The organism is Paraburkholderia sp. J76 (assembly GCF_905220295.1).
Lineage (GTDB): Bacteria > Pseudomonadota > Gammaproteobacteria > Burkholderiales > Burkholderiaceae > Paraburkholderia.
The window spans coordinates 13926-25863 of record NZ_CAJMZJ010000016.1; the positions used below are offsets into that span (position 1 = coordinate 13926).

Genomic DNA, 11938 nt, shown 5'->3' on the forward strand with positions numbered 1-11938 from the left:
CGACGTGCGTGCGTAGCGTGGCAACGAGTGGGGGCAACGAGCGCGCGCGCCGCGCGGGCGAATGCCTGCACGGGCGAGCGTCGAATTCAGGAGAAGGTCAGGAGTGTTGCGAGCCGGCGTGTGCCTGCTTCGCGAGCGCGGCGGACGCCGAGGCGATGTTCAGCTCGTGCAGATCGAGGATCAGCAGCAGGCTGTCGATTTCGCACAACTGGCCCTTGTTGACGTGCCCCGTGTCGAGCATCCGGTGCAAGCGCTGGCGCCAGTAGCTCGCGGGGAGAATCGGGCCACCGAAATCGCCGGCGAGCGACAAAGGCATCACGCGACGAATGTGCGCGATGTCCTGGTCGATGAGGATCGACATCATATGACCGGCGGGAAGGGGACGCGTGGTGTCCATGAAGGCCATTACGGCACTATTTTTCCCTTCTTTAGGGAAAATGACTCAGTGCTTACCCTGGTGACCCGGTCGGACGTCGTTTATTCGGCGGCGGGCGGCGTCGCGCCTTGCACTTGGGCCGCGATTTCGAAGAAGCGCCGCGTCGCTTCGAACGAATTCAGCATCGGCTCGGGCCAGGGCGTTTGCAGCATTACGGCCTGATGGTTCTCGAACGCCGCGCCCAACTGACGGGCGAGTTCAGGCGAGTTGAGATGGCGCAGCAGCACGCTCACGGCGATGGCGGTGGCCTGACTGGCCCCGGCCGTCTGGAGTTCGGAGGCGGTGAGGGCGGCGACTTGCTTGTTGATGTCCATGAGAAACCTGCTCGGGAATGAGGTTGCGCGAGTGCGCGAAAGAGACGGGACGGGTATTGCGAACCGTTTGCGGCCCGGATGTCAGGCCTGGCGGCCCGATGGGCTCGAGCGGCTGGTCCCCCTGGCAGGAATCGAACCTGCATCTAGCGCTTAGGAGGCACTTGTTCTATCCATTGAACTACAGGGAGCGCGCGGACGACCATGGCTCCGTTCGATCGCCATGTTTCCCAAGTGACCCGTCATGGCGCGGAGCGGCGTGCGAAGCGGTTCGGCCTTGCGGGCCCGAGCCATATCGCGACGCAGGGCCAAGAGTATAGCAAACGTGTTCGGGCGCGAAAATGACGCCCCTTTAGCGCCGCGCCGCGCCGCGTTGATGGCGCGGCGGTCCCGGCTTGATCGCGGATCGTCGAGGAGAGTCGCGACCCGCCGCGACCCGACGCGATCAGAACTCGACGACGGCGAATTCCGGCTTGCCCACGTCGCACAGCGGGCAGTGCCAGTCGTCGGGAATGTCGGCAAAGCGCGTGCCGGCGGCGATGCCTTCGTCGGGCAGCCCTTCTTCCTCGTTGTAGATCCAGCCGCAGATCAGGCAGACCCAGCTCTTGTACTCGATTACTTCGCTCACAGCGTGTCCTTCGTCTAGTCGATTCGATGCGTGGCCCGGCATGTGGCCCTTTATAAGCGAGGGGGGCGGCGCGGGCGACCCGCGATGTTACCGGAAAACGGATTGCGCGCCGCTGCGCTGAAGGGGCGCCAAATGCCGCAGCCCGACACTCGGCCCCCGGTACAATGCCCGCTTCAGGTCCACCGCACGCATCGCTTTCCATCCATGTCGCTTTACACCATCACCGGCGCGCAACTGGCGTTCGGCCACGTCGCGCTGCTCGACCACGCGGACTTTTCGCTCGAAGCCGGCGAACGCGTCGGCCTGATCGGCCGCAACGGCGCAGGCAAGTCGTCGTTGCTGACCATCGTTGCCGACCTCGCGAAGCCCGACGACGGCCTCGTCACGCGCCAGCAGGATCTCTCGACCGTCTACGTGCCGCAGGAGCCCGACTTCGACGCCGACGCCACCGTGTTCGACACCGTCGCCTCGGGGCTCGCCGACGTGCGCGCGCTGCTCGACGAATACGACGCGGTCGCGCACAAGCTCGCGGACACGCCCGAAGGCGCGGAACACGACGCGCTGCTCGCGCGCATGAACACGCTGCAATCGTCGCTCGATCATGCCGACGCCTGGAGCTGGCGCACGCGCGTCGCCACGACGCTCGCGCAGATCGGTCTAGAAGGCGACGCGCGCGTGGGCGCGCTCTCGGGCGGTATGCAAAAGCGCGTGGCGCTTGCGCGCGCGCTTGTCGTGCAGCCCGACATCCTGCTGCTCGACGAGCCGACCAACCACCTCGACTTCGACGGCATTCGCTGGCTGGAAGAACTGCTCGTGGCGCAGCGTTCGAGCCTGCTCTTCATCACCCACGACCGCGCGTTTCTCGACCGCGTGGCAACGCGCATCGTCGAACTCGATCGCGGCAAGCTGCTTTCGTATCCGGGCAACTTCACGCAGTATCAGGAGCGCAAGGCGCAGCAGCTCGAAGTCGAGCGCGTGGAGAACGAGAAGTTCGACAAGCTGCTCGCGCAGGAAGAAGTGTGGATCCGCAAGGGCGTGGAGGCGCGCCGCACGCGCAGCGTGGGCCGCATCGCGCGCCTCGTGCAGATGCGCCATGAGCGCGAGGAACGCCGCAACGTGCAGGGCAATGTGAAGCTCGACGTGGCGCAGGGCGAGAAGTCCGGCAAGATCGTCGCCGAACTCACGGACGTGACCAAGCGCTACGGCGGCCGTACCATCGTCGATAACTTCTCGTCGACGGTCATGCGCGGCGACAAGATCGGCTTCGTCGGTCCGAACGGCGCGGGCAAGACCACGCTGCTCAAGCTGATTCTCGGCGAACTGAAGCCGGACGAAGGCACCGTGCGTGTGGGTACGAATCTGCAGGTTGCGTACTTCGACCAGATGCGCGCGCAGCTCGACATGGAAAAGAGTCTCGCCGACACGATCAGCCCCGGCAGCGACTGGGTCGAGATCAATGGCGCGAAGAAGCACGTGATGAGCTATCTCGGCGACTTCCTGTTCGCGCCCGAGCGTGCGCGCTCGCCCGTGAAGTCGCTTTCGGGCGGCGAGCGCAATCGTCTCCTGCTCGCGCGTTTGTTTGCGCGCCCCGCGAACGTGCTGGTGCTCGACGAACCGACCAACGACCTCGACATTCCGACGCTCGAACTGCTCGAAGAACTGCTCACCGACTATGACGGCACCGTGCTGCTGGTGAGCCACGACCGCGCGTTTCTCGACAACGTGGTGACTTCGGTGATCGCATCCGAAGGCGAGGGAAAGTGGCGCGAGTACGTGGGCGGCTTCACCGACTGGCAGACCCAGAGCACGCGCGCGCAGGAGATTGCCGAAGCGCGCGCGCCGAAGGAAGCGGCCGCTGCGGCGGCCGCGCCCAAGGACAGCGCGGCGGGGCGCAACGCCCAGCGCAGCGTGAAGCTTTCGTTCAAGGAGCAGCGCGAGCTGGAGGAACTGCCCAGGCGCATCGAGGCGCTGGAGACGGAGCAGAAAACCATCGGCGCGACGATCGAGGACGGTTCGATCTTCGCGAAGGACGCGCAGGAAGGCGCCCGCCTGACGGAGCGCTACGCGGCGATCGACGAGGAATTGCTCATGGCGCTGGAGCGGTGGGAGGAGCTGGAGAGCAAGCGGAAGTGATGCTCGAAGCGGCCGATGAGGCTGCTTTGTTTATGCGCTTCTCAGGTACAGAAGGTCGTGTTCGAGTGCGGGCAGATCCCGCTGAACCGTGACCCAGATCGTGTTGGTATTGATGGCGAAATAGCTGTGTGAGATACGGTTTCGCATGGAGTACATGCTTTCCCATGGAATCTCGGGATGGGCGGCAGCGAACGCCGGGTCGTGGACTACTAAGTTATGCGCCGCCTCACCGATGATTTCGAGGTTACGCACGACGGCGTCGATGACCATTCGAGTCGATTGGAACGCTTCTAGCGAAAGCGGTGCAACGTATTCGCGGATCTGACCAATGGCCTCGAGGATGTGCTCGATATAGTCCGGAGTCCGCAAGTCGCTTTTTTTATACGGGAACCGCCTCGACCATGACACGGGTACGCACGCGTTCAGGCAGGTCCAGGGGCGTACGCACATCGACCGGCACGCCGAGCAGCGCTTCCAGCCGCAACTGCATGCGAGCAATGTCGAACAGCGAAAGGTCTGGCGTCGGGTCGATCAGCAGGTCGAGATCGCTGCCTTCGTCGTCCTCTTCGCGCGCAGATGAGCCGAACACGCGTGCATTCGTCGCGTGATGGCTCGTGACGATCCGGCGGATTTCAGCGCGGTGTGCGCGCAAGGCTTCGGATGGTCTCATGACGGATCCATGCTCCCAAACAGTGCAACAAGCCGGTTGAACAAGTGCCGGCGGGCTATCCACCGCGCGAGCCTGATTCTACGCGAGTCCCATCCACGCCGCCCCTCTGCCGAACAGCCAACCCTCGCGCAAATTGCCGTACGGGCCCAAATCAGTACAATACCTCGCGAATTCGGACAACGGCGCGAACGACTGCGCTGCCGCGAGCGTCTCTGCCACCGCGGCGCGCAGCCGGTTTACCTCGTTGTTTCGTATCGGTTTTTTTGAACGCTCAACGCGTTTTCCCCGCAGATGTCCACAGGACCTGTGGACAAGCGCGCGGACAACCCCCTGTGGATCACCATGTCAACGAAGAAGTCCAACGCAGGCTATAGCGAAGCGTCGATCAAGGTGCTTAAGGGCCTCGAGCCCGTCCGGCAGCGGCCGGGCATGTATACGCGCACCGAGAATCCGCTGCACATCATCCAGGAAGTCATCGACAACGCCTCGGACGAAGCGCTCGGCGGCTACGGCCGCCGCATCACCGTGACGCTGCACGCCGACCATTCCGTTTCCGTCGAGGACGACGGCCGGGGCATTCCGTTCGGCCTGCATCCTGAAGAAAAAGTGCCGGTCGTCGAGATCGTCTTCACGCGCCTGCACGCGGGCGGCAAGTTCGACAAGGCCGCCGGCGGCGCCTATACGTTCTCCGGCGGCCTGCACGGCGTGGGCGTTTCGGTCACCAACGCGCTTTCCACGCGCCTCGACGTGACCGTGTGGCGCGACGGCAAGGTCGCCGATATCGGCTTCTCGCACGGCGACGTCACGAAGCCGCTCACCACGCGCAACGCCGCGCGCGACGAAAAGAAAACCGGCACGCGCGTGACCGCGTGGGCCGATCCGAAGTACTTCGATTCGCCCAATCTGCCGCTCGGCGAACTCCAGCGTCTGTTGCGCTCGAAGGCCGTGCTGCTGCCGGGCGTCGAGGTCACGCTCGTGATCGAGAAGACCGGCGAGCGCCAAAGCTGGAAGTACGAAGACGGCCTGCGCGGCTATCTGCTCGAAGGCATGGGCGGGGCGGACCTGCTGATTCCGCTTTTCGAAGGCGAGCGCTACGCCGACGCGCGCACCACCGACGACACCTTCGCCGAAGGCGAGGGCGCCGCGTGGGTCGTGGCGTGGAGCGAGGAAGGCTCGCTCACGCGCGAGTCGTACGTGAACCTTATTCCGACGCCCGCGGGCGGCACGCACGAAAGCGGCCTGCGCGACGGCCTTTTCCAGGCCGTGAAGAGCTTCGTCGAATTGCACAATCTTCAGCCCAAGGGCGTGAAACTGCTGCCCGAAGACGTCTTCGCGCGCGTTTCGTTCGTGCTCTCGGCGAAGGTGCTCGACCCGCAGTTCCAGGGGCAGATCAAGGAGCGCCTGAACAGCCGCGACGCCGTGAAGCTCGTGTCGTCGTTCTCGCGTCCCGCTCTGGAACTGTGGCTCAACCAGCACGTCGAGCACGGCAAGAAGCTCGCCGATCTCGTCATCAAGCAGGCGCAGGCGCGCACGCGCGCGGGCCAGAAGGTCGAGAAGCGCAAGAGTTCGGGCGTGGCCGTGCTGCCCGGCAAGCTCACCGACTGCGAATCGACCGACATCGCGCGCAACGAACTCTTCCTCGTGGAGGGCGACTCCGCCGGCGGGTCCGCGAAAATGGGCCGCGACAAGGAATACCAGGCCATCCTGCCGCTGCGCGGCAAGGTGCTCAACACGTGGGAAACCGAGCGCGACCGGCTCTTCGCGAACAACGAAGTGCACGACATTTCGGTGGCGATCGGCGTCGATCCGCACAGCCCCGACGACACCGTCGATCTCTCGAATCTGCGCTACGGCAAGATCTGCATTCTTTCCGATGCCGACGTGGACGGCTCGCACATCCAGGTGCTGCTGCTCACGCTGTTCTTCAAGCATTTCCCGCAATTGATCGAGCGCGGCCACGTGTGCGTGGCGCGCCCGCCGCTGTTCCGTGTGGATGCGCCCGCGCGCGGCAAGAAACCCGCGCAGAAGCTCTATGCGCTCGACGAAGGCGAACTCGAAGCGATTCTCGACAAGCTGCGCAAGGACGGCGTGCGCGAAACGCAATGGACCATCAGCCGCTTCAAGGGTCTTGGCGAAATGAGCGCGGAGCAACTCTGGGACACGACGATGAACCCCGACACGCGGCGCCTGTCGCCCATCGCGCTCGGCGATCTCGACTACGAGGCCACCGTGGCGCGCATGACGATGCTCATGGGCAAGGGCGAAGCGGCTTCGCGCCGTTCGTGGCTCGAAGAAAAGGGCAACGAAGTCGAAGCGGACATCTAAGACACGTCTGAACGCGTACACGATTACGGATTGATTGAAACATGGACGATCTCTTTGCTGAAGTGACGGACGCCCCGAACGGCGACACGCTCACGCTCGGCCACTACGCGGAACGCGCGTACCTCGACTACGCGGTGAGCGTGGTGAAGGGCCGCGCGCTGCCCGACGTCTGCGACGGCCAGAAGCCGGTGCAGCGCCGCATTCTGTTCGCGATGAACGAGATGGGCCTCGGCGACAACGCCAAGCCCGTGAAGTCGGCGCGCGTGGTCGGCGACGTGCTCGGCAAGTACCATCCGCACGGCGACCAGTCGGCGTACGACGCGCTCGTGCGTCTCGCGCAGGACTTCTCGATGCGCTATCCGCTCATCGACGGCCAGGGCAATTTCGGCTCGCGCGACGGCGACGGCGCGGCGGCCATGCGCTACACCGAAGCGCGCCTCACGCCCATCGCGAAGCTGCTGCTCGACGAAATCGACATGGGCACCGTCGATTTCATGCCGAACTACGACGGCTCGTTCCAGGAGCCGAAGACGCTGCCCGCGCGCCTGCCCATGCTGCTGCTCAACGGCGCATCGGGTATCGCCGTGGGTCTTGCCACCGAAATTCCCTCGCACAACCTGCGCGAAGTCGCGTCGGCGGCGGTGGCGATGATCCGCAACCCGAAGCTTTCGCATGCGGAGATCATGGAAAAGCTGCCGGGACCCGATTTCCCGGGCGGCGGCCAGATCATTTCGAGCGATGCGGAAATCGCGGCGGCTTATGAATCGGGCCGCGGCAGCCTCAAGGTGCGCGCGCGCTGGAAGATCGAGGAGCTTGCGCGCGGCCAGTGGCAACTCGTGGTGACCGAACTGCCGCCGAGCACGTCGGGCCAGAAGGTGCTCGAAGAGATCGAGGAACTCACGAACCCGAAGCTCAAGCTCGGCAAGAAAACGCTCACGCCCGAGCAGTTGCAGAGCAAGCAGACCATGCTCGCGCTGCTCGACGCCGTGCGCGACGAGTCGGGCAAGGACGCGCCCGTGCGTCTCGTGTTCGAGCCGAAGACGAGCAAGATCGACCAGTCGGAGTTCGTCAATTCGCTGCTCGCGAACACGAGCCTCGAATCGAACGCGTCGCTGAACCTCGTCATGATCGGCGCAGACGGACGTCCGCGCCAGAAGGGCATCAGCGAGATTCTGGGCGAGTGGATCGGCTTTCGCTTCGCGACGGTCACGCGCCGCACGCAGCACCGCCTGACCAAGGTCGACGACCGCATCCATATCCTCGAAGGGCGGATGATCGTCTTCCTCAATATCGACGAGGTGATCCGCATCATCCGCGAGTCGGACGAGCCCAAGAGCGCGCTGATGAGCGCGTTCGGGCTGTCCGAGCGCCAGGCCGAGGACATTCTTGAAATCCGTCTGCGTCAGTTGGCGCGGCTGGAAAAGATCAAGATCGAGAAGGAACTCGCGGAACTGCGCGAAGAAAAGGCGAAGCTCGAAGAACTGCTCGCAAACGATTCGTCGATGAAGCGGCTCATCGTGAAGGAAATCGAAGCCGATGCGAAGCAGTACGGCGACGATCGCCGCACGCTGATCCAGCAGGAAAAGCGCGCGAGCTTCGAGGCGCGCGTGGTGGACGAGCCGGTCACGGTGGTCGTTTCGCAGAAGGGCTGGGTGCGCGCGTTGAAGGGCCACGGGCTCGACACGCAGGGCTTCACGTTCAAGGCGGGCGACGGTCTCTACGCGGCGTTCCAGTGCCGCACGCCCGATACGCTCATCGCGTGGGGCAGCAACGGCCGAGTGTATTCGGTGTCGATTGCGAACCTGCCCGGCGGGCGCGGTGACGGCGTACCGGTCACGTCGCTCATCGAACTCGAAGCGGGCACGCATCTGCTGCATTACTTCGCGGCGAACGCGGAACAGCAATTGCTACTGGCGTCGAGCAACGGCTTCGGCTTCATCGCGAAGATCGGCGACATGGTGAGCCGCGTGAAGGCGGGCAAGGCCTTCATGACGATCGACGAAGGCTGCGTGCCGCTCGCGCCGATGCCGATGCTGCCCGACGCGCTGCAGGTGGCGTGTCTGTCGTCGGGCGGCCGTTTGCTGGTGTTCGGCCTCGACGAGATGAAGACGCTTTCCGGCGGCGGTCGCGGCGTCACGCTCATGCAGCTCGACGACAGTGAGAAGCTCGTGCAGGCGCTCGCGATCAGCGCGGCGGGCGTCGTGCTCGTGGGCACGGGCCGGGGCGGCAAGGCAGGCGAGGACCTGATGGCGGGCGCGGTGCTGGCTCCGCAGATCGGCAAGCGCGCACGCAAGGGCCGCGCGCCTGACTCGAAGCTCAAGGTCATCACCGCGATGCGTCCGGTTTTGCCGCAGTAAGCGCGGCTTTGCATGGGGCCGGGGTAAGCGCTTTGCATGGGCCCGGAATAAGTGCTAAAGCACTCACTCCGGGCGACAGCCAAGGCGCTCACTTCGGCCGGCACACATAACTACACATAACGAGGGAATCCAAGCATGGGCCACGCGATCGCAGTCGCGCTCTTTCTGCATCTGCTGGGCGTAGCCGTCTGGGTGGGCGGCATGGTCTTCGCGCACTTCTGTCTTCGCCCGGCGCTCGAAGACCTCTCGCCGCAACTGAGGCTTCCGCTTATCGAATCGGTGTTCGGCCGCTTCTTCAACTGGGTGGGCGTGTCGGTCATCGTCATCCTGCTTTCGGGCGGCTTCCTGCTCATGCAGTTCGGCGGCGAGCACGCCACCTGGCCATTGCACGCCATGGCGGGCCTGGGCGTGCTGATGATGCTGATCTTCGGCCACATCCGCTTCGCCGTGTTTCCGCGCATTCGCCGCGCCGTGCAGGCGCAGAAGTGGCCCGACGGCGCGCGCGCCGTGGGCACCGTGCGCCGGCTCGTCGTCGTCAATCTCGTGCTGGGTGTCGTGACGATCGGCGTCGCGGTGCTCGCGCGCGGGTTCTAGGCGGATTCTTCCTTCACGCCGGCGTTCGCGGTTCGCGCCTGTCGCTCTACAGGCGCTGCGCGAGCGCATGGCGCTGCATGCAGCGCTCCATCGCGTCGAAGAACGCTTCTTCGGCCGCATTGCGCTTGCGCTCGCGATGCCACAGCAAGTGGATATCCACGTCCACGAGTCCTTCCTCCGGCGGCAGCCGCCACAGCCGCTGCCGCGCCAGATCGTCCCGCACCGTATGTTCGGGCAGGCAGCCAATGCCATAGCCCGCGAAGATCAGCCGTCGCACTTCATCGAGACTCGGTGACGACGCGACGATGCGCCCCGTGAATCCGCGCTGATCGCGAAACACCGTGAGCGGCGAGAGGCTGTCGCCGATCTGGTCGCTCGTGAAGGAGACGAAATTCTCCGCAAGCAGATCGTCCATCGTCAGTTGCGAAAGCCCGAAGAGCCGGTGATGCCGGCCGCAGAACATCGCGTAGCGCTGGCGCAGGAAGCAGCGCATGTCGAGCTTGTCGATGGGCGTGCGGCACAGGCTCAAGCCCGCAGTCGCGGTTTTCTGCAACAGCGACGAGATGATGTCGGACGAGCGCATTACTTCGATCTGCAGATCGATGCGCGGGTAGGCCGTGTGGAATTCCGCGAGAAATTCGTCGTACACGCGCGACTCGATACGGCTCACCGTGAGCAGGCGAATCGAGCCGGTGATGTCGGCGGTGCGCTCGTCGAGCCCGGTTTCGAGCTGCGAAATCGTGCCGTAAATGTCGCTCGCGATGCGATACACCTCTTCGCCTGCCTGGGTCGGCACGAACTGCGCGCCGCGCCGCTCGATGAGCTTGCGGCCGAGCGCGTCTTCGAGACGCTTGAGCGCCTGGCTTACGGCGGGCTGCGTGACGAAAAGCCTGGCCGCGGCGCGGCTCAGGCTGCGCTCCTGCATGATCGCGAGATAGGTGCGCAGCAGGTTCCAGTCGAGGCGGTCGTTGAGAAAGCGGGTGGTATCGGCGCGCATGGACGGTCTCCCGGCGCGATGCTGCGCCAGTGATATTAGCTGAATTTATGCACTGAATAATAACGCGAAATTTGACTAATGAATTGTGGCTGGCGATAAAGCGTGCTTGCAACACACAACTTCATCCCAACGCGCCAGAAGGAGACCCACGCATGGCCAGCCCACAATCCAGCACCGCTGCCGCCCGGCAGCCGGTGCGCGCCGCCGCCGCGGCGTTCATCGGCACGATGATCGAGTGGTACGACTTCTACATCTACGCCACGGCCGCCGCGCTCGTGTTCGGCGAGCTGTATTTCCCCTCCGAAGACCGTTTCGTGAGCACGATGGCGTCGTTCGCCACCTTCGCGGTCGGCTTCTTCGCGCGCCCGCTCGGCGGCCTGATCTTCGGCCACCTGGGCGACCGCATCGGCCGCAAGAAGGCGCTCATGACCACGCTGATGATGATGGGCGTCGCGACCGTCTGCGTCGGGCTGCTGCCTTCGTATGCGAGCGTGGGCATGCTCGCGCCGGTGCTGCTCGTGCTGCTGCGCGTGGTGCAGGGCATCGCCGTGGGCGGCGAGTGGGGCGGCGCCGTGCTGATGGCGGGCGAGCATGCGCCCGAAGGACGCCGCACGTTCTTCGCCTCGTTTGCGCAACTGGGTTCGCCCGCGGGCCTGATTCTCTCGCTGATCGCGTTCCGCTCGGTCACGTCGCTCGACAAGGCCGACTTTCTTTCGTGGGGCTGGCGTCTGCCGTTTCTCGTGTCGGCGGTGCTGCTCGTGGTCGGCATCGTGATTCGCCTGGGCGTGAACGAATCGCCCGAGTTCGAGAAGCTCAAGGATCAGCGCCGCACGCTCAAGCTGCCCGTGGCCGAAGTGTTCCGCTCGGCCTGGGGCCTCGTGCTGCTGTGCATCGGCGCGAACACCATCGGCATTGCGGGCGTGTACTTCACCAACACGTTCATGATCGCGTACACCACGCAGTATGTCGGCGTCACGCGCTCGCTCATTCTCGACTGCCTGTTCGCCGTCGCGATCATCCAGTTCCTCGTGCAGCCGCTCGCGGCGTGGCTCGCCGAACGCATGGGCGGCGCGCGCTTCCTCAAGTGCGCGGCCATCGCGGCGATGTTCTCGCCGTATCCGATGTTCGTGCTCGTGCAAAGCGGCCAGGTCGTGCCTATGGTGATCGGCATCGCGATCGCCGTGGTCTGCATGGCGAGCTTCTATTCGGTGATCGCGGGCTTCGTTTCCGGCGTGTTCCCCACGCGCGTGCGCTACTCGGCGATTTCGCTTTCTTACCAGGTGTGCGGCGCGATCGCGGGCGGCCTCACGCCGCTCGTGGGCACCTGGCTCGCGCATCGCTTCGTGGGCCAGTGGTGGCCGCTCGCCGTGTTCTACACAGGCCTCGCGGGCGTTTCGCTCCTGTGCATCGTCGCGCTCGACGCGCGCCGCCACGAGCATGCGCATGACGACGCGGCAGCCGAGGCGCTGGTTACGCGCTGATCCCGC

At 64.8% G+C, this 11938-nt stretch carries 11 protein-coding genes and 1 tRNA gene; 5 read left to right on the forward strand and 7 right to left on the reverse strand.

Features of this window, described 5'->3' with window-relative positions:
- Positions 1-97: 97 nt before the first annotated feature.
- From U5768_RS26035 to U5768_RS26050, 4 genes are all read right to left on the reverse strand, one after another.
- Entirely contained in the window at positions 98-397 is a 300-nt protein-coding gene (locus tag U5768_RS26035) for a hypothetical protein (protein WP_322033260.1), read from the reverse strand.
- 80 nt (positions 398-477) lie between these two features.
- Positions 478-750, reverse strand: a complete 273-nt coding sequence (locus tag U5768_RS26040) for a hypothetical protein (protein ID WP_322033261.1) — start codon at positions 748-750, stop codon at positions 478-480.
- 113 nt (positions 751-863) lie between these two features.
- Positions 864-938 (reverse strand) — tRNA-Arg (locus U5768_RS26045).
- Between the two features lie 254 nt (positions 939-1192).
- Positions 1193-1375, reverse strand: coding sequence for a rubredoxin (locus U5768_RS26050; RefSeq protein ID WP_322033262.1), 183 nt, complete (start codon positions 1373-1375; stop codon positions 1193-1195).
- 204 nt (positions 1376-1579) lie between these two features.
- On the opposite strand from U5768_RS26050, the gene U5768_RS26055 reads away from it, so the two are divergent.
- The gene (locus U5768_RS26055; protein ID WP_322033263.1) at positions 1580-3508 is read left to right on the forward strand and encodes an ATP-binding cassette domain-containing protein; all 1929 of its coding nucleotides are present in this window, start codon (positions 1580-1582) and stop codon (positions 3506-3508) included.
- 30 nt (positions 3509-3538) lie between these two features.
- On the opposite strand, the gene U5768_RS26060 is transcribed toward U5768_RS26055, so the two are convergent.
- Positions 3539-3877, reverse strand: coding sequence for a DUF86 domain-containing protein (locus U5768_RS26060; RefSeq protein ID WP_322033264.1), 339 nt, complete (start codon positions 3875-3877; stop codon positions 3539-3541).
- A gap of 10 nt (positions 3878-3887) precedes the next feature.
- The gene (locus U5768_RS26065) at positions 3888-4178 is read right to left on the reverse strand and encodes a nucleotidyltransferase family protein (protein WP_322033265.1); all 291 of its coding nucleotides are present in this window, start codon (positions 4176-4178) and stop codon (positions 3888-3890) included.
- Positions 4179-4520: 342 nt separating this feature from the next.
- On the opposite strand from U5768_RS26065, the gene U5768_RS26070 reads away from it, so the two are divergent.
- From U5768_RS26070 to U5768_RS26080, 3 genes are all read left to right on the forward strand, one after another.
- Complete coding sequence (locus U5768_RS26070; RefSeq protein WP_322033387.1) at positions 4521-6503, forward strand: DNA topoisomerase IV subunit B; 1983 nt, start codon at positions 4521-4523, stop codon at positions 6501-6503.
- 41 nt (positions 6504-6544) lie between these two features.
- Positions 6545-8860 carry a DNA topoisomerase IV subunit A gene (gene parC / locus U5768_RS26075; protein WP_322033266.1) on the forward strand — a complete coding sequence of 772 codons (2316 nt, stop codon included), beginning with the start codon at positions 6545-6547 and terminating at the stop codon, positions 8858-8860.
- Between the two features lie 135 nt (positions 8861-8995).
- Positions 8996-9454: a CopD family protein gene (locus U5768_RS26080; RefSeq protein ID WP_322033267.1), complete on the forward strand. Its 459-nt coding sequence runs from the start codon at positions 8996-8998 to the stop codon at positions 9452-9454.
- 46 nt (positions 9455-9500) lie between these two features.
- On the opposite strand, the gene U5768_RS26085 is transcribed toward U5768_RS26080, so the two are convergent.
- A complete protein-coding gene (locus U5768_RS26085; protein ID WP_322033268.1) occupies positions 9501-10451 on the reverse strand; it encodes a LysR family transcriptional regulator in 951 nt (316 codons plus the stop codon).
- Positions 10452-10603: 152 nt separating this feature from the next.
- Between U5768_RS26085 and U5768_RS26090 the strand changes: the two genes are divergently transcribed.
- Positions 10604-11932 (forward strand): MFS transporter, encoded by a 1329-nt coding sequence (locus U5768_RS26090; protein ID WP_322033269.1) that lies wholly within the window; start codon positions 10604-10606, stop codon positions 11930-11932.
- Positions 11933-11938: the final 6 nt, after the last annotated feature.